19 protein-coding genes and 1 pseudogene are annotated in these 22,352 nt (G+C 62.0%); 13 read left to right on the top strand and 7 right to left on the bottom strand.

The window, feature by feature from the left end; translation table 11 throughout:
• Positions 1–43: 43 nt before the first annotated feature.
• Together RGV59_RS19300 and RGV59_RS19295 are read left to right on the top strand one after the other, a co-directional pair.
• Entirely contained in the window at positions 44–1,867 is a 1,824-nt protein-coding gene (locus tag RGV59_RS19300) for a serine hydrolase domain-containing protein (protein ID WP_126585577.1), read from the top strand.
• 2 nt (positions 1,868–1,869) lie between these two features.
• Positions 1,870–2,064, top strand: coding sequence for a hypothetical protein (locus RGV59_RS19295; protein WP_185833577.1), 195 nt, complete (start codon positions 1,870–1,872; stop codon positions 2,062–2,064).
• 17 nt (positions 2,065–2,081) lie between these two features.
• Here the strand turns inward: RGV59_RS19295 and RGV59_RS19290 are convergent.
• The 3 genes and pseudogenes from RGV59_RS19290 to RGV59_RS19280 all read right to left on the bottom strand — a co-directional run bounded on the left by RGV59_RS19290 (position 2,082) and on the right by RGV59_RS19280 (position 4,840).
• Positions 2,082–3,358 (bottom strand): annotated as a pseudogene (locus RGV59_RS19290) (ATP-binding protein).
• The gene (locus tag RGV59_RS19285) at positions 3,359–4,066 is read right to left on the bottom strand and encodes a winged helix-turn-helix domain-containing protein (RefSeq protein ID WP_017846464.1); all 708 of its coding nucleotides are present in this window, start codon (positions 4,064–4,066) and stop codon (positions 3,359–3,361) included.
• A 171-nt stretch (positions 4,067–4,237) separates the two neighbouring features.
• Complete coding sequence (locus tag RGV59_RS19280) at positions 4,238–4,840, bottom strand: tRNA-(ms[2]io[6]A)-hydroxylase (RefSeq protein WP_126585576.1); 603 nt, start codon at positions 4,838–4,840, stop codon at positions 4,238–4,240.
• Positions 4,841–4,989: 149 nt separating this feature from the next.
• On the opposite strand from RGV59_RS19280, the gene RGV59_RS19275 reads away from it, so the two are divergent.
• On the top strand, positions 4,990–5,853 hold the full coding sequence (locus tag RGV59_RS19275; RefSeq protein ID WP_017846466.1) for a universal stress protein: 864 nt from the start codon (positions 4,990–4,992) through the stop codon (positions 5,851–5,853).
• Positions 5,854–5,856: 3 nt separating this feature from the next.
• On the opposite strand, the gene RGV59_RS19270 is transcribed toward RGV59_RS19275, so the two are convergent.
• The gene (locus RGV59_RS19270; protein ID WP_017846467.1) at positions 5,857–6,327 is read right to left on the bottom strand and encodes a DUF1289 domain-containing protein; all 471 of its coding nucleotides are present in this window, start codon (positions 6,325–6,327) and stop codon (positions 5,857–5,859) included.
• Between the two features lie 396 nt (positions 6,328–6,723).
• Here RGV59_RS19270 and acnB point away from each other — a divergent pair, with 396 nt between their 5' ends.
• On the top strand, positions 6,724–9,324 hold the full coding sequence (acnB, locus tag RGV59_RS19265; protein WP_017846468.1) for a bifunctional aconitate hydratase 2/2-methylisocitrate dehydratase: 2,601 nt from the start codon (positions 6,724–6,726) through the stop codon (positions 9,322–9,324).
• A 51-nt stretch (positions 9,325–9,375) separates the two neighbouring features.
• Here acnB and RGV59_RS19260 read toward each other — a convergent pair whose 3' ends face one another.
• Both RGV59_RS19260 and RGV59_RS19255 read right to left on the bottom strand, forming a co-directional pair.
• On the bottom strand, positions 9,376–11,028 hold the full coding sequence (locus tag RGV59_RS19260; RefSeq protein WP_126585575.1) for a SulP family inorganic anion transporter: 1,653 nt from the start codon (positions 11,026–11,028) through the stop codon (positions 9,376–9,378).
• A 143-nt stretch (positions 11,029–11,171) separates the two neighbouring features.
• A complete protein-coding gene (locus tag RGV59_RS19255; protein WP_126585574.1) occupies positions 11,172–12,449 on the bottom strand; it encodes a serine/threonine transporter in 1,278 nt (425 codons plus the stop codon).
• A 488-nt stretch (positions 12,450–12,937) separates the two neighbouring features.
• On the opposite strand from RGV59_RS19255, the gene RGV59_RS19250 reads away from it, so the two are divergent.
• The 6 genes from RGV59_RS19250 (at position 12,938) to RGV59_RS19225 (ending at position 18,620) form a co-directional block, all read left to right on the top strand.
• Positions 12,938–13,462, top strand: coding sequence for a cysteine hydrolase family protein (locus tag RGV59_RS19250; protein WP_126585573.1), 525 nt, complete (start codon positions 12,938–12,940; stop codon positions 13,460–13,462).
• A 154-nt stretch (positions 13,463–13,616) separates the two neighbouring features.
• Positions 13,617–14,570 (top strand): 2-hydroxyacid dehydrogenase, encoded by a 954-nt coding sequence (locus RGV59_RS19245; RefSeq protein ID WP_017846472.1) that lies wholly within the window; start codon positions 13,617–13,619, stop codon positions 14,568–14,570.
• Between the two features lie 129 nt (positions 14,571–14,699).
• Positions 14,700–15,767: a phosphotransferase family protein gene (locus tag RGV59_RS19240; protein ID WP_126585572.1), complete on the top strand. Its 1,068-nt coding sequence runs from the start codon at positions 14,700–14,702 to the stop codon at positions 15,765–15,767.
• 31 nt (positions 15,768–15,798) lie between these two features.
• Entirely contained in the window at positions 15,799–16,566 is a 768-nt protein-coding gene (locus tag RGV59_RS19235) for an SDR family oxidoreductase (RefSeq protein ID WP_046490965.1), read from the top strand.
• 132 nt (positions 16,567–16,698) lie between these two features.
• A complete protein-coding gene (locus tag RGV59_RS19230) occupies positions 16,699–18,132 on the top strand; it encodes a PLP-dependent aminotransferase family protein (RefSeq protein WP_046383650.1) in 1,434 nt (477 codons plus the stop codon).
• 83 nt (positions 18,133–18,215) lie between these two features.
• On the top strand, positions 18,216–18,620 hold the full coding sequence (locus RGV59_RS19225) for a cupin domain-containing protein (protein ID WP_017846476.1): 405 nt from the start codon (positions 18,216–18,218) through the stop codon (positions 18,618–18,620).
• A 14-nt stretch (positions 18,621–18,634) separates the two neighbouring features.
• On the opposite strand, the gene RGV59_RS19220 is transcribed toward RGV59_RS19225, so the two are convergent.
• The gene (locus tag RGV59_RS19220; protein ID WP_126585571.1) at positions 18,635–19,264 is read right to left on the bottom strand and encodes a DNA-3-methyladenine glycosylase I; all 630 of its coding nucleotides are present in this window, start codon (positions 19,262–19,264) and stop codon (positions 18,635–18,637) included.
• A gap of 216 nt (positions 19,265–19,480) precedes the next feature.
• Between RGV59_RS19220 and RGV59_RS19215 the strand changes: the two genes are divergently transcribed.
• The 3 genes from RGV59_RS19215 to RGV59_RS19205 all read left to right on the top strand — a co-directional run bounded on the left by RGV59_RS19215 (position 19,481) and on the right by RGV59_RS19205 (position 22,329).
• The gene (locus RGV59_RS19215; protein WP_173677810.1) at positions 19,481–20,806 is read left to right on the top strand and encodes a C4-dicarboxylate transporter DctA; all 1,326 of its coding nucleotides are present in this window, start codon (positions 19,481–19,483) and stop codon (positions 20,804–20,806) included.
• A 109-nt stretch (positions 20,807–20,915) separates the two neighbouring features.
• Positions 20,916–21,617: a FadR/GntR family transcriptional regulator gene (locus RGV59_RS19210; RefSeq protein WP_017846479.1), complete on the top strand. Its 702-nt coding sequence runs from the start codon at positions 20,916–20,918 to the stop codon at positions 21,615–21,617.
• A gap of 16 nt (positions 21,618–21,633) precedes the next feature.
• Complete coding sequence (locus RGV59_RS19205; RefSeq protein ID WP_017846480.1) at positions 21,634–22,329, top strand: GntR family transcriptional regulator; 696 nt, start codon at positions 21,634–21,636, stop codon at positions 22,327–22,329.
• Positions 22,330–22,352: the final 23 nt, after the last annotated feature.

Below are 22,352 nucleotides of genomic sequence, written 5' to 3'. Positions count from 1 at the left end.
TCCCTAGCATTCGAGCATCCAAACAACCATCCGGGTGCTCTTCATGTTTCGCACATTGCGCGGTATTCCGCTGCTGGGCTGCCTGCTCGGCAGTATCGGTTGCCATGGTCAACCGCCTGCCCCGCCGCCGATCCCCAAGGGCGACTACAACGCGATCATTCGCTATCTACAAACCCGCATTCCGTGGGAGATGGCCCGGGAGCAGGTGCCCGGGCTGTCCATCGCCCTGGTCAATGGCCAAGAGTTGATCTGGGCCAATGGTTTCGGCGTGGCCGACAAGGCCCGGGGCGTACCGGTGACGCCGAATACGGCATTTCGCGCCGGCGCGATCTCCAAGCTCCTCACCGCCACCGCCGCGCTGCAACTGGTGGAACAACAGCAACTGGCCCTTGACGCACCGATCCAGCAAACCTTGCGCGAGTTCTATGTGCGCTCGCGCTTCCATGACGACCAGGCCGACGCCGACCGCGCCATCACCCTGCGCCGCTTGCTCAGTCATCAGTCGGGCTTGCCCAGCGAACACCTGCGCGGCCTGCGCAACACCTTCGCCATGGGCCAGATGCCAATGCGTATGTCGGGCGTGTGGCTGAGCACCCCGCCGGGTTCGCAGGTGGCGTACTCGAATCTCGGCTATGCGCTGGTGGGCGCGGCTATCGAACGCAGCAGCGGCAAGGCATTCGAGACCCAGTTGCAAAACAGCCTGTTCAAGCCGTTGAAGATGAACCAATCGAGTTTTGTCGGCGTCAGCGCGCACGTGCCCCACCGCGCGCTCGGCTATCAGGATGGCAGCGCGAGCACCGATGCCCAGGTGCGCGACCTCGCCGCCAGCGGCTTGTGGACCAGCCCCAAGGACCTCAGCCGCTACGTACAGATGCTGTTCGCCCAAGGCCTCTACAACGACACCCGCGTAATGGACCGCGCTTCCATCGAGCAGATGTTTACCCAACAGAATATCGGCAACGTGCTGGACTTCGATTGCCAGATGGGCCTGGGCTGGTTTCTCTCGCCCTGTGGCGACAAGCCGGTCAGCCCCGGCATACGCACGTTCCAGCACAGCGGCGGGGGCGACGATTTTGCCGCGCAGGTGACGGTGCTGCCGGACCAGCAGTTGGCAGTGATCATCATGGCCAACGACAGCAACGCCGAAGACATGGTGGTCGCGCTGAGCACCGACACCCTGCGCCTGATGCTCCAGGCGCAAACCGGCGCGCCGGTATGCGCCGACGACTGCCAGGCGCCCAAGCACGGGGGCAAGTTGCGCCAGGTGCCCGCCGCCATCGACCGTAAGCGCCTGGCCGGGTTCTACGCCACGGCCTGGGGCGTATTCCGGATCAGGGATACCCCTACGCGATTGTCCGGCGAGTTGGCCGGATACACCTTCGAACTGCTGCGCGATGAAGACGGCTGGTTGCGCGCGCAGCAAAAGGTCCTGGGGTTCTGGCTCAAGGATCTCGGCGGGCTGGGCCACGTGCAACTGGACGTGGTGACGGTGCAAGGCCGGCAGATACTCACCGCGCGCAGCCACGGCCAGCGGGTGGCCGTGGGCGAACGCATCGACCCGCCGCCCCTGCCACTGGCCTGGGCCGACACCGTCGGCACCTATCAAGTGCTCAGCACCCACGAACCCGACGCGCCACTCAGCGGCATCAGCGTGCGTCTGGAAGAAGGCTTCCTGGTGATTCGCGGCCAACTGCACGACAAGCCGCTGACCGATTACATCCTGCTGCCCGTGGACCACGCCCATGCCGTGCTTGCCGGCAATGGCTATGGCCTGGGCGACACCGTCAGCCGCCAGGTCAACGGCCTCAGCGCCTCGGGCTACGCCTTCAAACGCACGCAGTCGCCCCATAAGCCCTTGATTTTCTAACCATGGATGCACCTGCTTATGCGTTCGAAACACCTTTGCCTGTCCATCAGCTCAGTGTGCCTGTCGAGGGCGCCGACAAGGCCCTGGGAAAAATCAAATCGCGCACGCAATTGGGCGTGAGTGCCAGCTATGACTTGGGTGGTGTGACTGTCGGCACAGCAGTCTGCGGCTTTTTGCAATCGCCCTCCCGTACCTGATCCACCCCCCAAAAGCCTTATTCGGTATACGCCCAACTCATCCGAAACGACGCCCCACCCCACTCCGAATCGACTACCTGGACCTGCCCGCCATGCCATTGGCAAACCCGCTGCACCAGCGCCAGGCCGAGGCCGAAGCCGCCGGTGCGGCGGTCGCGGCTGGCGTCGAGGCGGATGAACGGCTGGAAGATCTTCGCCCGGCCTTCCTCGGGGATGCCGGGGCCGTCATCGCAGACCCGCACTTCATAACCACTGCCGAACTTGACCAGCGACACTTCCACGCGGCGGTCGGCGTAACGAATGGCGTTGCGCAGCAGGTTGATCACCGCACGCGCCATGAAGCGCGGTTCGATCTGGATAACGTCGACTTCACAGGTACGCAAGGACAACTGCACGCCTTCCGCCTCGGCCTCCAGGGCCACGCTGCCGATCACACTGTCGAGCCAGCTGTGGGCCTCGATATTTTCCTGCGTGACCTGGGTGGCGCCGCGCTCCAGGCTGGCGTAGGTCAACAATTCAGAGACCATTTCCTCCAACTCGCCAAGGTCGGCATACATGTCGGTGATCAGTGCGAGGCTCTGCCGGGGATCGGCCTGTTGTTTGAGCTGGTCGAGCTCGAACGACAGGCGCGCGATGGGCGTGCGCAGTTCGTGGGAGACCGCGTTGGTCAACTCACGCTGGTTGGCGATCAGGCTCTCGATGCGTTCGGCCATCTGGTTGAAGTGCCCGGCCAGTTCGCGCACGGTGGAGCGACGCGGCAACAGGATGCGTGAGCCGAGGTCGTTATCGCCGAAGCGCTGGGCGGCCAGGCGGATATGCTCCAGGTCGCGCCAATGCGGGCGCACCCAAAAATACAGCACGATAGCCAGGCACAGCCCGAGAAAGCCGTAGACCCACATGTACATCCATTTGGGTTCTTCCGGCAGTTTGATTTCCAGCAACTGCATGCCACTGTCGATGCGGGAGAGGAACTCCTTGAAGTCCCCGCGCACCACCAGCAAGCCGTCGTCCAGCAGCTTTTTTCACGCTCGGACAGCCCCAGGGCTTCGCTTTCAACCAGCTTCAGGTGCAGCCCGTAATGGGGTTGCAATTCGGCCAAGCGGGCTTGCCGCGCTTCGCCGACATGCGGCCGCAGTTGTTCGACCAGGCCATAGGCCGGGCCGCGCACGGCCTCGCGGCTATAGGTTTCGTCGGTTTCGGGCAGCAACTCGTCGAACGTGTAGTTGACCAGCCAGATCGCTCCCGCCAGGCCCAGGGCCAGAATCACATACAGGCGTAGAAACAGGCGCAGCATCTAGACCTCCCACGCAAACGGATTGAACAGATAACCCTTGCCCCAGATGGTCTTGATGCACACCGGCTCACGGGGGTTATCGTTGAGCTTGCCGCGCAGTTTGCTGATGTACACGTCGACGCTGCGGTTCAGGCCATCAAAGGCGATGCCGCGCATGCGGTTGAGGATGTCATCGCGCGAGAGGATCTTGCCGGCGCTGCTGGCCAGCAACCACAACAGTTCGAACTCCATGGTGGTGAGGTCGATCTTCTCGCCGCCCAGGCTGACCACCCGGCAACTGCGGTCAATGACCAGGCGCCCGAACTCGATGGCGCCGCGCACCGTCGGCTCCGGCGCCTGGCGCCGTTGCAACGCTCGCAGGCGGGCCAGCAGCACCGGCGGTTTGATCGGTTTGATCACATAGTCGTCGGCGCCGGACTCCAGGCCGAGAATGTGGTCCAGGTCGTCTTCCTTGGCGGTGAGGATCACGATCGGCGTGTCGGATACCGCGCGAATCGCGCGACACACATGCAAGCCGCTCTGGCCCGGCAGCATCAGGTCGAGCACGACAATCTTGGGCTTGAAGTCAAGAAAGGCCGCCAAGGCCGCATCACCGCGATGCACCGCCCGTACCTCAAAACCGTGCTGTGCCAGAAAGTGCGCGATCAGCCCTGCCAGCTTCTCATCGTCCTCAACGAGCAATACCTTGCCCAGCCCCAGGTTTTCCATAAGTTCTCAGTGCACAACGCGGATTGAAGTGCGCGCATTATAGGTGGCAAGTTGCCCGCCGGCAGCGCTTGGCCGGCCACACGCGATGAAGCTTCATGCTTTTAAGAGTTTTTAACAAATAGCCTGCAATTTTTAACGCCGTCACCGAGCGTTGTATGCGCAGCCGTCGCCTCAGGCTGGCACGCCACTGTGAAAGCGGAACTCGACGTCGGGGGACTCGATCAGTTCCTGCTCGGCCGCCCTCACCCGTTCGATCACCTGGGCAATATCCTTGGCCTCGCCATACTGATAAGCCAGTTTCAAGTAACCCTGGTAGTGCCGCGCCTCGCTTTTGAGCAGGCCGAAGTAGAACGTGCCAAGTTCTTCGTCCAAATGTGGCACCAGCGCCTCGAAACGCTCGCAACTGCGCGCCTCGATAAAGGCGCCGACCACCAGGGTGTCCACCAGCTTGACCGGCTCGTGGCTGCGCACCACCTTGCGCAAGCCCGAGGCATAACGCCCGGCGTGCAACTGACGCAGCGCGACCTTGCGCTTCTTCATCAGGCGCATGACCTGTTCGTGATGGACCAGCTCTTCCCGGGCCAGGCGCGACATCATATTGATCAAGTCGACATGGCTGTGATACTTAGCGATCAGGCTCAAGGCAGTGCTGGCGGCCTTGAATTCGCAGTTCTTGTGGTCGATCAGCAGGGTTTCCTGATCGGCCAACGCGGCCTGGACCCAGGCGTCAGGGGTGGGGCAACCGAGGAATTCGTGGATTTCGGGCAGGTTCATCGGGCTCACGGGCAAAGGATCACAAAAGGTCGCCGATTATACCGACCGCGCCGCAGACCACCAGCCGCTGGCCTTGATGTGCATCAACATGACGTCTGGCGGGCAGCAACTATAGTTGTTCAACGCCCCCTTTCTGGAGAGTCCCGATCATGCAAGCCATCCGCAGCATCCTGGTGGTCCTTGAGCCCGAGCATTCGGAAAGCCTGGCCCTCAAACGCGCCAAACTGATCGCCGGGACCACCGGCGCGCGCCTGCACCTGCTGGTGTGCGACAAGAAACATGAGCATTCGGCGCTGTTGAGCCTGCTCAAGTCCGGCCTGACCGAAGACGGCTACAGCGTCACCACCGAACAGGCGTGGAATACCAGCCTGCATGAAACCATCATCGAGGTGCAGCAGGCCGAAGGCTGTGGCCTGGTGATCAAGCAGCACTACCCCGACAGCCCGCTGAAAAAGGCGCTCCTGACCCCGGCCGACTGGAAGCTGTTGCGCTACTGCCCGGTGCCGGTGCTGCTGGTCAAGACAGCAACGCCATGGAACGACGGCGTCATTCTCGCCGCCATCGATGTAGGCAATACCGACACCGAGCATCGTGCGCTGCACCACATGATCATCGACTACGGCTTCGACATCGCCAGCCTGGCCAAGGCGTCACTGCATGTCATCAGCGCCCATCCATCGCCAATGCTCTCGGCCGGCGACCCGGTGTTTCAGCTCAAGGAAACCATCGAGGCGCGTTATCGCGAGCAGTGCAAGGCATTCCAGGCCACGTTCGATATCGACGACGCCCACCTGCATATCGAAGAAGGCCCGGCGGATGTGCTGATTCCCCATGCCGCCTACACCTTGAAAGCCGCAGTGACGATCATCGGCACCGTGGCGCGCACCGGGCTGACCGGCGCGCTGATCGGCAATACGGCGGAAGTGGTGCTCGATGCGCTGGAAAGCGATGTGCTGGTGCTCAAGCCCCAGGCACTGACGGATCAACTGGAAAAGCTGGCCAACAAAGCCTGATCGTCAGGCGCCCAACACATCCTTGAGAAACCCCGGCGCGATATAGCGCTGGTAGTGCGCCTCGGACAGGATGAAAAACTCACGGTCGATGGCATCGCGCAGCTGCGGCAGATTCCACTCGCGGAACTCCGGCAGCAGCACCATGCCATAGGCCTCCAGGTTGGAAATCACCCGTGCCCCGCGGGCGATCAACTGGTAGGCCCAGCAGTACTCGGACTGGTGCGGCACAAAGCGGATCTTGCGTTGCTCCAGCTGGCTGCGCAGAGTCTTGGGGTCGAAAACCTCCAGCTTGCCGGCCATGACCTGCACCAACAGTTGCTCGAGCCGCAGCCACACCGCACGTTTTTCTTCTTCGTTATAGCCGTTCCACTGGATCACTTCGTGGTGGAAACGCTTGCAGCCGCGACACACGAGGTCACCGTAAACCGTGGAGCACAGGCCTACGCAGGGGGTCTTGATGGCTTGGTTGGACATGGGCGGCAACACGCAAATCAGCGAAACAGGGCGCCATGTTAGCCCTTTGTCTAAGGTTGATCACCCAGCAAACTTGGCTTGGCAACTTACGTTTAGAATTTTTTTGCCGTAGAATCATCCGGCCTTATAAGGCGCCAATAATCCGCTGGAAGCTGTTTTCAAAGCGTCACGAGCACAGTCGTTCCTTCAGAACGGTGTTGGCGATGGTCAATGACCCGGCAGGTCAAGCCAGCGCCAACCCTCATCAGCTCCGTTCTGCAGGCGTAAAACTTTGAAAGCAGCTTCTGTGAGGAATGTCGGCAGCGCTGGCTTTGCGGCCCAAAAAGCCCCCGAGCGCATGCGTGCCGTTCATTTCTGGATGAGCGTCCCGTGGGACCACTGATGAGGGTAATAACTGTGCTTGAAGCCTACCGCAAACATATCGAAGAGCGTGCAGCCCTGGGTATTGTTCCCCAGCCGCTTAATGCCGAACAAACCGCAGGCCTGGTCGAGCTGCTGAAAAATCCCCCGGCTGGCGAAGAAGAATTCCTCGTTGACCTGATCACCAACCGCATTCCACCAGGCGTTGACGAAGCTGCCTACGTCAAAGCCGGTTTCCTGTCTGCCCTGGCCAAGGGCGAAGCCACTTCTCCCCTGATCGACAAGAAACGCGCCGTTGAACTGCTTGGCACCATGCAAGGCGGCTACAACATCGTGACCCTGGTCGAGCTGCTCGACAACGCCGAACTGGCGCCTGTTGCCGCCGCTCAACTCAAGCACACCCTGCTGATGTTCGATGCGTTCCACGACGTGGCTGAAAAAGCCAAGGCCGGCAACGCACACGCCAAGGCCGTGATCCAGTCCTGGGCCGACGGCGAGTGGTTCAAGAACCGTCCGACCCTGGCCGACAAGATCAGCCTGCGCGTATTCAAGGTCTCCGGCGAAACCAACACCGACGACCTGTCGCCTGCGCCGGACGCCTGGTCCCGCCCTGACATCCCGCTGCACGCCCTGGCCATGCTGAAAATGGCTCGCGACGGCATCGTGCCGGACGAGCAAGGCAAGACCGGCCCGATGAAGCAGATCGAAGAAATGCGCGGCCAAGGCTTCCCGATCGCCTACGTCGGTGACGTGGTCGGTACCGGTTCGTCGCGTAAATCGGCAACCAACTCCGTACTGTGGTTCTTCGGCGACGACGTTCCTTACGTGCCGAACAAGCGTGCTGGCGGCTTCTGCTTCGGCAGCAAGATCGCTCCGATCTTCTACAACACCATGGAAGATGCTGGCGCACTGCCGATCGAATTCGACGTCACCAACATGAACATGGGCGACGTGATCGACCTGTACCCGCATGCTGGCAAAGTCTGCAAGCACGGTACCGATGAAGTCCTGACCACCTTCGAAATGAAGACCCCGGTGCTGTTGGACGAAGTCCGTGCCGGCGGCCGTATCCCGCTGATCATCGGCCGCGGCCTGACCGAGAAGGCGCGTGCCGAACTGGGTCTGCCACCGTCCGACCTGTTCAAGAAGCCGGAAGCTCCGGCCGAAAGCACCAAGGGTTTCACCCTGGCGCAGAAGATGGTCGGCAAGGCATGCGGCGTGACTGGCGTTCGTCCAGGCACCTACTGCGAGCCTAAGATGACCACCGTGGGTTCCCAGGACACCACCGGTCCTATGACCCGTGACGAACTGAAAGACCTGGCGTGCCTGGGCTTCTCGACCGATCTGGTGATGCAGTCTTTCTGCCACACCGCGGCGTATCCTAAGCCGATCGACGTGACCACCCACCACACCCTGCCTGACTTCATCATGACTCGTGGCGGCGTGTCGCTGCGCCCAGGCGACGGCATCATCCACAGCTGGCTGAACCGCATGCTGCTGCCGGACACCGTCGGCACCGGTGGTGACTCCCACACCCGTTTCCCAATGGGCATTTCGTTCCCGGCCGGTTCCGGCCTGGTAGCGTTCGCCGCAGCCACTGGCGTGATGCCACTGGACATGCCGGAATCGATCCTGGTGCGCTTCAAAGGCAAAATGCAACCTGGCATCACCCTGCGTGACCTGGTTCATGCCATTCCTTACTACGCGATCCAGGCTGGCCTGCTGACCGTAGAGAAGAAAGGCAAGAAGAACGCCTTCTCCGGTCGCATCCTGGAAATCGAAGGCCTGGACAACCTGAGCATCGAACAAGCCTTCGAGCTGTCCGACGCCTCGGCTGAACGTTCGGCTGCCGGTTGCACCATCAAGCTGTCGAAAGAGTCGATCACCGAGTACCTGAACTCCAACATCACCCTGCTGCGCTGGATGATCGGCGAAGGCTACGGCGATGCACGTACCCTGGAACGTCGCGCCCAAGCGATGGAAGCCTGGGTTGCCAACCCAGAGCTGATGGTGGCCGATGCCGACGCGGAATACGCCGAAATCATCGAGATCGACCTGGCCGACATCAAGGAGCCTGTGCTCTGCGCGCCAAACGACCCGGACGACGCCCGTCTGCTGTCCAGCGTTGCTGGCGAGAAGATCGACGAAGTGTTCATCGGTTCGTGCATGACCAACATCGGTCACTTCCGCGCTGCCGGTAAACTGCTGGATCAGGTCAAGGGTCAGCTGCCAACCCGTCTGTGGCTGTCGCCACCGACCAAGATGGACGCTCACCAACTGACCGAAGAAGGCTACTACGGCATCTACGGCAAGGCTGGTGCGCGCATGGAAATGCCGGGCTGCTCGCTGTGCATGGGTAACCAGGCACGTGTAGAACCGAATTCGACCGTCGTGTCGACTTCGACCCGTAACTTCCCGAACCGTCTGGGCGATGGCGCCAACGTCTACCTGGCTTCGGCCGAGCTGGCGTCGGTGGCTTCGATCCTGGGTCGCCTGCCGACCGTCGAGGAGTACATGGAATACGCCGCGAAGATCAACACCATGGCCAGCGATGTGTATCGCTACCTGAGTTTCGATCAGATCGCCGAGTTCCGTGAAAGCGCTGCAAACGCCAACATCCCGGTGCTGCAAGCCTAAGGGTGTGTTGATGTAAAGGACGCCGCGTATCGCAAGATACGCGGCGTTTTTTTATGCCTGGGGATGGCTGTGCAACGCCAGTTGCACCGCACCATCGACGCTCAAGCCGCTGAGCAACACCTCGGGCGCCTGGGCCTCCGGCAGCGCCTGCAAGACTTCATGGGCGTCATGGCGCACCCGCGCCAGCACCAATTGCTTGCCCTCCCCGCGCACCTGGGCAAAAAAAGCGGCCAGCGCTTCGACGCTGGTGCCGTCGAGGTCGGGGGACTCTTCCAGGCTCAACACCACCGTCTGCGCGGATGACTGACGCATCAGGCGCAGGGCGGCGCCGAGGATGCGCTCGGCATTCGCAAAAAACAGCGCCTCGCTTGGCCGTATGATCAACACGCCGGGAACGGTCAGCGCATCGGCATGGTGTTGACGGTCCACGAAATCATGAGTGTCGCCCAGGCGCCCAAGCACCTGGATATCCGCCGCCGACATCTGGCGCAACATCAACACCACGCTGATCCCGACCGACAACAACAAACCATCCAGCACGCCGAGCACCAGCACCGCCGCCACCGCACACACCACCAGCAAACGGTCGCGTCGCCACAGGAAGTAACGCCCCAGGGGCTGCAGGCTCAAACCCCGGCCCAGGGCATAGATGACCACCGCCGCCAACACCGGCTCCGGCGTGAGCGCAACATACGGCAGCACCGTCAACACAATCGCCAGGATCACCAGCGCCGCGACGATCCCCGCCAAACGCGAATAGGCGCCAGCCGCCTCATTCGCCGAGGTCGCCGAATACCCGGCGCCCGTCGGCATGCCGTGGAACAACCCAGACACCAGGTTGGCCGCGCCCAGCGCCAGCAAGTCGCGGTTGGACGACACCCGGTCGCCGTGCTTGAGAGCGAACGAACTGATGGACCCGTAGGACTCTGCGTACAAAATCATGACCAACGCAAACGCCAACTCGCCCAGGCGCAGCCAATCGGCAAACGGCAGTACCGGCAAATGCCCCAGCTCCAGGCGCAGGTCGATCAGGCCGATCAGCGCGACGCCATGGGCCTGCAGGTTCAGGCCCTGGCCGGCAATAACGCCGAGCACGATCACCACCAGCCCGCCGGGCAGGCGCGGAACGCGGGCGCATAACCACAACACCAGCAGGGCCACCGCAGCCACCAGCGCGGCGGGCCAGTTCCAGTTCGGCAACTGCTCCAGCAACTGCGGCAGGAAGCGGATCAGGTTGTTATCGGTCAGTTGGACGCCCACCACACTGGCCAGTTGCTTGAGGATGATGGTCAACGCCAGGCCGAAGGCAAACCCACGCAACACTGGCTTGGCGATAAACGAAGTGACGCCACCGAGTTTGAACAGCCCGGCCAGCAGAAAAAACACGCCAATGATCAGCACCAGCCCGAAGGCCAGGGACAGCCTCAGCGCCGGGTCATCCCCCGCCAGGCTGGCCGTTGCCGCCGCCAACACCGCTGCCGACGACGAAGTCGCCGAGACGATTGCGAAACGGCTGGTGCCGAACAGGCCGTAGCACACCAGCCCGGCAAACAAGGCAATCACACCGGCCTGGGGCGGGAGCGCGGCAATGCTGGAATAGGCCACCGCCTCCGGCAACAGCAAACCGGCAATCGATAAGCCGGCAATTATGTCCTGGGTTCGCTTCGACGCAGCGACAACGGGCGTATCGGTTTCAGTGTTCAATCGGCCCCATCCATCCTGGCTAAAAATGTGTTCCAGCTTAGCGCCCATTGCCGCGCGACGGTTGCGCCGCGTCAGGTTTTCCGAGCGAAAAAAAGGCCGACTCGCCACGCGTGCGAATCGGCCCTGTTCGGTGCAGCGTGCGGTCAGGAGAGCAGCGAGTAAATCAGCGCAGTAATCGCCACCAGGCCGACCGCCGTGACAAACACGTTGGACGCCTGCCCGCGGTACTTGGCCATCGCCGGCACCTTGCGGATCGCGTACATCGGCATCAGGAACAGGATCGACGCAATGATCGGCCCGCCCAATGTCTCGATCATGCGAAGGATGCTCGGATTGAGCGTGGCGACGATCCAGCACATCACCAACATGAAGGCGGCGGTCATGCGGTCCAGGGTCTTCGGTGCCGGACGCCGGCCGGTTTTCGCGACCAGGCCCTTGAGGCCTTCACTGGCGCCGATGTAATGGCCCAGGAACGACTTGGCAATCGCCACGAACGCAATCAGCGGCGCGGCGAAGGCGATGGTCCGGTTGTCGAAGTGGTTGGCCAGGTACGACAGGATCGACAGGTTCTGTGCTTTCGCTTCAGCCAGTTGCGCCGGCGACAGGGTCAGCACGCAGCTGAACACGAAGAACAGTACCATCGCCACCATCAACAGGTGCGCGCGCGACAGGATCTGCGAACTGCGCTCATCGGCATGCGCGCCGTACTGGCGCTTCTGGTCCACCGCAAAGGCCGAGATGATCGGCGAATGGTTGAACGAGAACACCATCACCGGAATCGCCAGCCACAAGGTGTTGAGCAACGCCGAAGGCGCCGGGACCACGTTGGCGGTGCTGAGGATGCCGCCGTTCCAGTGCGGGATCAGGTACACCGCCAGGAACAGCAAGGCGACGATGAACGGGTACACCATCAGGCTCATGGCCTTGACGATCGCCTGCTCACCGCAACGCACCACGGCCAGCAGGCCGAGGATCAGCACAAACGCCAGGATCGCCCGTGGCGGCGGCATGATGTGCAACTGGTGCTCCATGAAGCTGCCGACGGTATTGGTCAGCGCCACGCTGTAGATCAGCAGGATCGGGAAAATCGCCAGGAAGTACAGCAAGGTGATCAGCGCGCCGGCCTTGACGCCGAAATGCTCTTCGACCACGTCGGTGATGTCGGAACCTTCACGGCCGGACAGCACGAAACGCGTCAGGCCACGGTGGGCAAAGAACGTCATCGGGAAGGCCAGCAGCGCCAGGATCACCAGCGGCCAGAAGCCGCCGAGGCCGGCGTTGATAGGTAGAAACAAAGTGCCGGCACCAATCGCCGTGCCAAACAAGCCAAGCATCCAGGTGGTGTCCTGACGGCTCCAGCTTGTAAGGATTACAGGTGTCGTGACATAGCGTTCGTCGACGCTATTGGCCTGATCATTCATCCAGTCGGATCTCCGCATTTCCACAGCCGGCACGAGTCAGAAAAACCTGACAGGCAGCGCCCCGGCTATAACAGGGGCGCGATTGTCCGGGATTCTTTTAAATAAGCAAAGGCTTAGCTGAGGAATGGTTAAGCGGTGCAGAGGCTCAAGGACGAGGTTGTCGGCTATTTTTTTGCGCGCTTGGCGTGAAGAGCCCCCTGGGTAGTCGCGTGTCAGACGAGTCCCTTGTGGATGCCCGAAATATCGTCACGCCTTATAAGAAGTTGCCTGCGACGCTTGACAGCCAAACTTATGCCCCAGCATGATCGGCCATGAACCTTTTTCAGCAGCACCTCACCCGCACCACCACCACGACCGCTTCCGGCGGGTCGTGCGGTTGCTGTGGGTGCTTGAACTAGACACCTCACGGATTCAACCCAAGGCCCCGCCAGCAATGGACGGGGCCTTTTTTATTGCGCCGCCATCCGGCACGCGAAAGGAGCAACACCATGGCTGACGCCCTGCTGATCATCGATATGCAAACCGGCCTGTACGCTGGCCCGGAGCACCCCTTCGAACGCGAACGGGTGCTGCAGACCATCAACCAACTGATCGGGCGCGCGCGCCAAGCCGGCGCACCGATCTTCGTCGCCCGCCACACAGGCCCGGCGGGCTCCGCGATTGCCGCGGGCAGCCCGTATTGGCAGGTGTGGCATGAGCTGGATGTCGATGAAGCGCGTGACCAGTTCTTCAATAAAACCCGGCCCAGTTGTTTCCTCGGCACCGATCTGGCGCAGCGACTGCGCGCGATGCAGCTCAATAAGCTGGTGATTGTCGGGATGAAAACCCAGTTCTGCATCGATACCACTTGCCGCGTCGCAGTCGAACTGGGGTTCTCGGTGATACTGCCCGAAGACGGCCACACCTGCATGGATACTGCAACGCTGTCGGCGGCGGCGATCATCGAACATCACAATGCCACGTTGGCCGGGGCGTTTGTGCAACGCGTGAGCGCCGCCGCGATCAGTTTCTGACAACGCAAATACCGTAGGCACGAGCTTGCTGGGCGCGCGTCGCCCTCAACACCTGCAAGCTCGGCCCTACAACGATTTTTCTGCCACGACAAAGCGATTTTGCTGACAAATCCCGCATACTCTTGCTCTCAAAACCTTCAGGAAGAGCCGTCCGATGACAACCACTGTTCTGGTCCTGGTCGAAACCATCAACGAATACCTGCCCATCATCGAAAGCAATGACTTTCATGTGATCCTGGCACCGACGCCCGCCGAACGCGCCCAGGCCATCAAGGCCCACGGCGGGCAGATCAAGGCCGTACTGACGCGTGGCCCGCTGGGCCTGTATGCCGAAGAAATCGCCGCGCTGCCGTTGCTGGAGATCATCTGCGTGATCGGTGCCGGCTATGAGCATGTCGACCTGCAGGCGGCAAGCAACCGCGGGATCGTGGTGACCAACGGCGCCGGGGTGAACGCGCCTTCGGTGGCGGACCACGCCATGGCCTTGCTGCTGTCATTGGTGCGCGGCATTCCGCAAACGGACGCGGCAGTGCGCCACGGCGAGTGGCCCAAAGTGATGCGCCCTTCCCTGGGCGGCAAGCAACTGGGGATTCTCGGCCTCGGCGCGGTGGGCCTGGAGATCGCCAAGCGCGCCGCCCTCGGGTTCGGCATGCAGGTGAGTTACCACAACCGCCAGCCCCGCGATGACGTGGACTACATCTATTGCTCGACCGCCGTGGAGCTGGCACACACCTCGGACTTTCTGATCCTGGCCACGCCCGGCGGCCCGGGCACGCGCCACTTGATCGATCGGCATGCCCTGGATGCATTGGGGCCGAACGGCTACCTGGTGAATATCGGCCGTGGCAGCGTGGTGGTGACCGCCGACCTGGTCGCCGCCCTGGAACAGCGCCGTATCGGCGGCGCGGCACTGGATGTGTTCGACGACGAGCCCAAGGTGCCCGATGCCCTCAAGCGCCTGAGCAATACCGTGTTGACCTCCCATGTGGCCGGGCTGTCGCCGGAAGCCGCCCACGATACGGTGCAGCGGGTGGCCGACAACCTGCTGGAGTACTTCGCCGGCCGGCCGGTGCTGACGCCGGTCGCCTTGCCCCCGCCCGAAAAATGACCGATCAGGCACGCTGATCATCATCCAACACGCGAACCTATTAAGCCGCCCCGACCTTGTGGCCGGGCGGCTGGGCGCATTAGATTAGCCAATAGTCCGAGGCCTTTAGAATAAGCAGAAGGGATAAGCATGGCGCTGAACGACCAATCGACCCAGATCCGCCCAGGCGAAGAACTTGATGCCAGCCTGATCGATCCCTACCTCAAGGCCCATATCCCGGGCCTGAGCGGCACGCTCAAGATCAGCCAGTTCCCCGGCGGCGCGTCCAACCTGACCTACCTGCTGGAATACCCGGGCCAGGAATTCGTGCTGCGCCGCCCGCCGTTCGGGCACAAGGCCAAATCGGCCCATGACATGGGTCGCGAGTTCCGCATTCTCAATCAGCTGAAAGACGGCTTTCCCTACTGCCCCAAGCCCTACGTGCATTGCACCGATGAATCGGTGATCGGCGCCGAGTTCTATGTGATGGAGCGCGTCAACGGCATCATCCTGCGCTCCGACCTGCCGGCCGAACTGGGCCTGGACGCGAGCAAGACCGAAGCGCTGTGCAAAAGTTTTATCGACAAGTTCGTCGAACTGCACCAAGTGGACTACAACGCCTGCGGCCTGGCCGACCTGGGCAAGCCCGAGGGGTACGTGGAACGCCAGATCCGCGGCTGGAGCGACCGCTACGAAAAAGCCCTGACCCCCGACGCACCTCGCTGGGAGGCCGTGCGCGCCTGGCTCAACGACAAGATGCCGGCCGACCATCCCACCTCCAGCATCGTGCATAACGACTACCGCTTCGACAACGTGATCCTCGACCCGCACAACCCGATGCAGATCATCGGCGTGCTGGACTGGGAGCTGACCACCCTCGGCGACCCGCTGATGGACCTGGGCAACACCCTCGCCTACTGGATCGAAGCCGCCGACCCGGCGCCCGTGCAACTGATGCGCCGCCAGCCGAGCAACGCACCGGGCATGCTCACGCGTCGCCAGTTCGTCGACTATTACGCCGAGCGCGCCGGCCTTGAGATCGACAATTTCGACTTCTACTACACCTACGGCCTGTTCCGCCTGGCCGGCATCGTGCAGCAGATCTACTACCGTTTTTTCCATGGACAGACTCAGGACAAACGCTTTGCGCAGTTCATTCAGATGAACAAGCTGCTGGAGCAGATGAGCCTGAATGTCATCGGCAAATCCGCCCTCTGATCGACCGAGCCAAGACCCACAAGGAACCCCCATGTCCAAGACCAACCTGTTCGACCTCGACGGCAAGATCGCTTTTGTCTCCGGCGCCAGCCGTGGCATCGGTGAGGCCATCGCCAAGTTGCTGGCCCAGCAAGGCGCCCACGTGATCGTGTCCAGCCGTAAGCTGGAAGGCTGCCAGCACGTAGCGGATGCGATCATCGCCGACGGCGGCAAGGCCACTGCGGTTGCCTGCCATATCGGTGAAATGGAGCAGATCAACCAGGTCTTCGCCGGCATCCGCGAGCAGTTCGGCCGCCTGGACATCCTAGTCAACAACGCCGCGACCAACCCGCAATTCTGCAACGTGCTGGACACCGACCTGGGCGCCTTCCAGAAAACCGTGGATGTGAATATTCGCGGCTACTTCTTCATGTCGGTGGAAGCCGGCAAGCTGATGCGCGAAAACGGCGGCGGCAGCATCATCAACGTGGCCTCGATCAACGGCATCTCGCCGGGCGTGTTCCAGGGCATCTACTCGGTGACCAAGGCCGCGGTGATCAACATGACCAAGGTGTTCGCCAAGGAATGCGCCGAATTCGGCATCCGCTGCAACGCCCTGCTGCCAGGCCTGACCGACACCAAGTTCGCCTCGGCGCTGGTGAAGAACGACGCGATCCTGAAAATGGCCCTGGCGCAGATCCCGCTCAAGCGCGTAGCGGACCCGAGCGAGATGGCCGGCGCGGTGCTGTACCTGGCCAGCGATGCATCCAGCTACACCACCGGGGTGTCGCTGAACGTGGACGGTGGTTTCCTGTCCTGACCACATAAGCAGCACAATCCGCAGGTGGGAGCAGGCCCGCTCCCACTTTTTTTATCGCGTTGTCATACAGCCCCTTTGGAGCAAACGTCGCCAGCGAGTAGTCTTGGACCGACTCAGCCCCTCAGGAAAAACATGGAACTGCACGTGATCATCAACGGCCGCAAGGACCTGGCCGAACAGCTTTACCAGCAACTGCGCGAAGCCATCGACTCCGGCCGCCTGGCCGCCGGGGCGCAATTGCCGCCCAGCCGCCTGCTGGCCGCGCAGTTGGGCGTGTCACGCAAGACCGTGTCCGACACCTACGCCACCCTGACCTACGAAGGCCTGCTGGTGGGCAAGATCGGACGCGGCACCTTCGTCAACAGCCGCACTCCGCCGACCGAACGCCTGCAAACCGCCACCGACCTGGCCTGCGCCGCCAACCTGGCGAAGTGGCAGGCACTGCCCTCGCCCATGCATCACCCCACGCGCGACAGTGCCCTGCGCTACGAATTCCTCGGCGGCGCCACCAGCCGCCACCAATTCCCCCAGGATGAATGGCGACGCTGCACCCAGGACGCCCTGCGCCGTATTGCCCAGAACAGTGGCCTCTACAGCCAGACCGAAGGCCTGCTGGCGTTGCGCAGCGCCATCGCCGGGCACATTGCGTTTTCCCGTGGGGTCAAATGCAGCGCCGACGACATCGTGGTCACCAACGGCGCGCAGCAGGCTCTCGACCTGATCGCCCGCGTCGTGCTGGAGCCGGGCAGCATCGTCGCCATGGAAGACCCCGGCTACACCCCGGCGCGCCAGTTGTTCATGGCGATGGGGGCAAACGTCATCGGCGTGCCCGTCGACGATCAGGGCATTCAGGTCGAGCGGATCCCCGACGGTGCGCGGCTGATCTATGTGACACCGTCCCACCAGTTCCCCCTCGGCATGCCCATGAGCCAGGCACGCCGCGAAGCCTTGCTGGCCCGTGCGTTCGAGCTGGGGGCGATGGTTATCGAAGACGACTACGACAGCGAATTCCGTTACGAAGGCCGTCCCACCGACTCCCTGCAAAACATGGACACCCGAGGCGTGGTGACTTACGTCGGCACCTTCTCCAAAACCCTGCTGCCGGAGTTGCGCCTGGGCTATGCGGTACTGCCGCCAGCCCTTTATGGCGCGGTGCTCAAGGCCAAGCAATTGACCGATCAACACAGCTCCACCTTGCCGCAATGGGCGTTGGCCAAGTTCATCAGCGAAGGCTATCTGCTCAAGCATATTCGCCGCTGCCACAGCGTGTATGCCGGACGTCGCGAGCGCATCCTGCAGCGCCTGGCGGGGGATTTGGCGCCGTGGTTCGAAGCGGTGCCCACCGTGGCCGGCTTTCATATGGCGGCCCTGTGCAAGGTGCCGGTGAATATTGCGTTGTTGATGCAGCTGGCACGCCAGGTCGACGTGGGCCTGTACCCGCTCGACGTGTTTTTTCACGACACGCCGGTACGCCCGGGCCTGATCATCGGCTTCGGCGCGATCGAAACCCTGGACATCGACCCGGCCCTGGACAAGGTGCGCGACATTCTCCAGCAGATTGGCTAGAGGTTTTTCGGCTGGATTGGTCATTGGTCGGCGGGAGCACGCGGCGTAGGGTGAAGACCTCTCGAACGACTCGGAAACTCGCCATGAAACGCTCACTCGCAACCGCCCTGATACTGGCCTCGTTCAGTGCCTTCGCCCATGAACCGGTGTACAACCAGGAGTCGATCAAGGTTCTGCAAGAGCACGCCCTGAGCAACGTGCCCGGCAAGAAAACCATCATGCTGAGCGTCGATTACGCCGCGGGCCAGGCCACCGTGCCCCACAGCCATACCGGCACCGCCGTGGCTTACGTGCTGGAGGGCGCGATCACGTCGCGGGTCAACGATGAACCGGCGATCACCTACACGGCCGGCCAGTCATTCTACGAGCCGGCGGGCTCGCGGCACTTCGAGTCGAGCAATGCCAGCCAGACCCGACCGGCGAAACTGCTGGTGGTGATGGTGCTGGATGACAAGGCTGAGGTGCTCACCCCTCTGGCGCACGAATAGCACCGCTGCGAGACTCAAGGGCGATTGAATCGACGGCGCAGTGCTTCGATCGGCTCGCGGCAGGCACAGCCTTCAAGATGGTCATTGACCATCCCCGTCGCCTGCATCAACGCATACATCGTGGTCGGCCCCACGTAGGTCCACCCGCGTTTCTTCAAGGCCTTCGACAAGCGCACCGAAGCCGGTGACGTCGGGTTGGCGCTCCAATACGCCAGATCCACCCGCGCCGGGCGTTCGTCAGGCGTCGGTTCGAACGACCATAGCCATTTCGCCAACGAACCGCTTTCCGCCACCAACTCGCACGCCCTGCGCGCATTGTTGAGGGTCGAGACGATTTTGGCGCGGTTGCGCACGATGCCAGGGTCAGCCATCAGGCGTTCGATATCCGCTTCGCCGTACTGCGCCACACGGCGGAAATCAAAACCGTCGAACGCCCGCCGAAAATGCTCGCGCTTGCGCAGGATAGTGATCCACGCCATGCCCGCCTGAAACCCCTCCAGGCAAATCTTCTCGTACAACTGAATGTCATCCGCCACCGGCACGCCCCATTCATGGTCGTGGTAGTGCGAATATTCCGGCGCAGCGGTACGCCAACTGCAATGGGTCAGCCCTGCGTCGTTGGTGCTCAGTCCTGGTTTGTCCATCCGTCACCTCGCGTACTCAGCGGCGGATGATAAGCGAAAAAATTTGCGCCCCGTCAACCGCTCAAGCACCGCCCTCGCAGAGCAACTGGTCAGACCGCGACCGGACAAGCCGCGAAAATCACTTGTGACCTGGAAAAAACCCAGCGTAGACTGGCCACGCACTGGACTTACCGGTATGACCACAACAATTAAGCCCTGGACCCACCAGGGCACCGAATAGAGATCCCTCCCATGTTCAGATGGTGCTCGCGTTCGATTTTCCTGCAAGTCGTGATCGGTCTGATGCTCGGCATCCTCTGCGGCCTGGCCCTTCCCGAATTCTCCTCGCAACTCAAACCCCTGGGTGACGGTTTCATCAAACTGATCAAGATGTTGATTGGCCTGATCGTGTTCTGCGTGGTGGTCAGCGGTATCTCCGGCGCCGGCGACTTGAAAAAAGTCGGGCGCATCGGCCTCAAGTCGGTAATCTATTTTGAAGTGCTGACCACCGTCGCCCTGGTGATCGGCCTGCTCATGGCCTTCAGCACCGGCATCGGCAGCGGTGCGAATATCCACCTGGAGCAATTGTCCTCCGCCGGCTTGCATGAACTGGCCGACAAGGGCCAACACATCAAGGGCACCAGCCAGTTCCTGATGGACCTGATCCCCAACTCGGTGATCGGTGCGTTTGCCGACAACAACGTGCTGCAAGTGCTGCTGTTCTCGGTGCTGTTCGGCAGCGCCTTGAACCTGGTGGGTGAAGCGGCGTCGGGCATTTCGCGGCTGATCAACGAGCTGAGTCACGTGATCTTCCGCATCATGGGCATGATCGTGCGCCTGGCGCCGATCGGCGTGTTCGGCGCGATCGCCTTTACCACCAGCACCTACGGCCTGGACTCACTGCAGCACCTGGGCAGCCTGGTAGGCCTGTTCTACCTGACCTGCTTTATGTTTGTCGGGGTGATCCTCGGCCTGGTGATGCGCCTGTCCGGCCTGCGCATGCTGCCGCTGCTCAAGTACCTGCGCGAAGAGCTGCTGATCGTGATGGGCACCGCCTCGTCCGACGCGGTGCTGCCACAGATCATGCGTAAACTGGAACACTTGGGCATCGGCAGTTCCACCGTGGGCCTGGTGATTCCGACAGGCTATTCGTTCAACCTCGACGGTTTCTCGATCTATCTGACCCTGGCCATCGTGTTTATCGCCAACGCTACCGGCACACCGCTGTCGATGACCGACTTGCTGACCATCCTGCTGGTATCGTTGATCACCTCCAAGGGCGCCCATGGCATTCCGGGGTCGGCGCTGGTGATTCTGGCGGCGACACTCACGGCCATCCCGGCGATTCCGGTGGTCGGCCTGGTGCTGGTGTTGGCGGTGGATTGGTTCATGGGCATCGGCCGTGCATTGACCAACCTGATCGGCAACTGCGTCGCCACCGTGGCCATTGCGCGCTGGGAAAAAGACATCGATATCCAGCGCGCCAACAAGGTACTCGCCGGCCAGCAGGGTTATGCGTTCCAGGCTAAAAAGCCGGTAGTGCCCGCGCACCAGGAGTTCTGACCCATTGGCATGAGCGACACAGATCACCAGTGGGAGGGGGCTTGCTCCCTCCCACACTCAATCGTCGCCTTTGTGGCAATTGTATTCGCAACATCAAGGAGCAATCGACGTGGTCACCCCCTCAACCGTCGTCAATTCAGTCGTAGAAAAACTCCGCGCCTCCCTGGCGCGGGGCCAGTGGCGGCGCGGTGAAATGCTGCCCGGTCAGCGTGAACTGGCCGAACAGCTGGGCATCAGCCGCCCCAGCCTGCGTGAAGCCGTGATCGTGCTGGAAACCCTCGGCCTGGTGCGCTCGATGCCCGGCAAAGGCGTGGTGGTGCTCGAAACCCACGTCAACGAGGCGCAATCGAGTGACGCCGTGGCCGACGCCAGCCTCGAAGATATCCTGCAACTGCGCTACACCCTCGAACCGTTTATTGTCGGCCTGGTGGCCCAATCCATCAGCAGCAAAGAGGTTGGCCAACTGCGCCTGACCCTGATGGACATGCGCGAAGCCCTCGACGCTGGCGACGCCGAAGCCGGGATGAATGCCTACATTGCCTTCCACGAAGAACTGTTCGCCCTCACCTCCAACCCGATCTTCCAGAACGTGGTGCAACAAACCAGCAACGCTCTCAAGCAAAGCGCACAGGTGCTGCGCAACTCCCCGGAACACCTGGCGGAACGCCTGCAGGAAAACGATGCCGTGGTGCGCGCCATCCGCAACAAGAACAGCGCCCTGGCCAGTGCCGAAATGCGCAAGCACATCCTCCAGGAAGGCCTGCGCATGGGCATTCGCTTGACCATCCCGGACGACCATCTGGGCAGTTGATTTTTGGAGACCGGCCATGACCGCCCACGCCTTGCCACGCGACCTGCCCATCACCGGCCTGCCCGCCATGTGCCTGGTGGCCGGTAAAAAGCCCTCGGTGAATGACATCTACCCACGGCTGTTCGACGCCATTCTCGAACAGCGCATCGCCCCGTCCACCCGGTTGACCGAGGAAAGCCTGGGCCAAACCTTCGGAGTGAGCCGCAGCGTGATTCGCCGGGTGTTGGCCAAGTTGTCGCACCAGCACGTGATCATCCTGCGCCCCAACCAGCGCGCCCAGGTAGCCGCACCGGATGCCCAGCAGACGCGGCAGATTCTGGAAGCCCGGCGGTTGACGGAGATCACGGTGGTACAACTGGCCTGCGCCCAGGCCACACCGATGCAGATCCGCCAGTTGCGCGAGTTGATTGCCCGCGAGCGTGATTGTATTGAACGCGACCAGCGTGGGCCGGCGATTCGCTTGTCGGGGGAGTTTCATCTGCAATTGGCGGCGATGGCGGGGAATGCGCCGTTGGCGCAGTTTCTCAACAGCCTGGTGCCGTTGACGTCGCTGATCATTGCCCAGTACGAGGCGCAAGCCAGCAGCTATTGTGCGTGGCAGGAGCATGTGGCGATTGTCGATGCCATCGAGCAACGGGCCTCTGGCATTGCGGTGAACTTGATGACCCGGCACCTGGATCACCTGGAGACCCGACTACTCAAGCACCACTGATCCCAAGTCGATGGCGCTCACAA

The organism is Pseudomonas sp. FG1, from assembly GCF_034313875.1.
GTDB lineage: Bacteria > Pseudomonadota > Gammaproteobacteria > Pseudomonadales > Pseudomonadaceae > Aquipseudomonas > Aquipseudomonas veronii.
This window is presented reverse-complemented; position numbering and strand designations above follow the sequence as displayed.

Coding starts and splice junctions, on each gene's coding strand:
- RGV59_RS19230 (WP_046383650.1), top strand. CDS start 16,699: ATGGAACTGCACGTGATCATCAACGGCCGCAAGGACCTGGCCGAACAG.
- RGV59_RS19275 (WP_017846466.1), top strand. CDS start 4,990: ATGCAAGCCATCCGCAGCATCCTGGTGGTCCTTGAGCCCGAGCATTCG.
- RGV59_RS19280 (WP_126585576.1), bottom strand. CDS start 4,840: ATGAACCTGCCCGAAATCCACGAATTCCTCGGTTGCCCCACCCCTGAC.
- RGV59_RS19250 (WP_126585573.1), top strand. CDS start 12,938: ATGGCTGACGCCCTGCTGATCATCGATATGCAAACCGGCCTGTACGCT.
- RGV59_RS19220 (WP_126585571.1), bottom strand. CDS start 19,264: ATGGACAAACCAGGACTGAGCACCAACGACGCAGGGCTGACCCATTGC.
- RGV59_RS19295 (WP_185833577.1), top strand. CDS start 1,870: ATGGATGCACCTGCTTATGCGTTCGAAACACCTTTGCCTGTCCATCAG.
- RGV59_RS19255 (WP_126585574.1), bottom strand. CDS start 12,449: ATGAATGATCAGGCCAATAGCGTCGACGAACGCTATGTCACGACACCT.
- RGV59_RS19225 (WP_017846476.1), top strand. CDS start 18,216: ATGAAACGCTCACTCGCAACCGCCCTGATACTGGCCTCGTTCAGTGCC.
- RGV59_RS19240 (WP_126585572.1), top strand. CDS start 14,700: ATGGCGCTGAACGACCAATCGACCCAGATCCGCCCAGGCGAAGAACTT.
- RGV59_RS19235 (WP_046490965.1), top strand. CDS start 15,799: ATGTCCAAGACCAACCTGTTCGACCTCGACGGCAAGATCGCTTTTGTC.
- RGV59_RS19300 (WP_126585577.1), top strand. CDS start 44: ATGTTTCGCACATTGCGCGGTATTCCGCTGCTGGGCTGCCTGCTCGGC.
- RGV59_RS19205 (WP_017846480.1), top strand. CDS start 21,634: ATGACCGCCCACGCCTTGCCACGCGACCTGCCCATCACCGGCCTGCCC.
- RGV59_RS19245 (WP_017846472.1), top strand. CDS start 13,617: ATGACAACCACTGTTCTGGTCCTGGTCGAAACCATCAACGAATACCTG.
- RGV59_RS19270 (WP_017846467.1), bottom strand. CDS start 6,327: ATGTCCAACCAAGCCATCAAGACCCCCTGCGTAGGCCTGTGCTCCACG.
- RGV59_RS19285 (WP_017846464.1), bottom strand. CDS start 4,066: ATGGAAAACCTGGGGCTGGGCAAGGTATTGCTCGTTGAGGACGATGAG.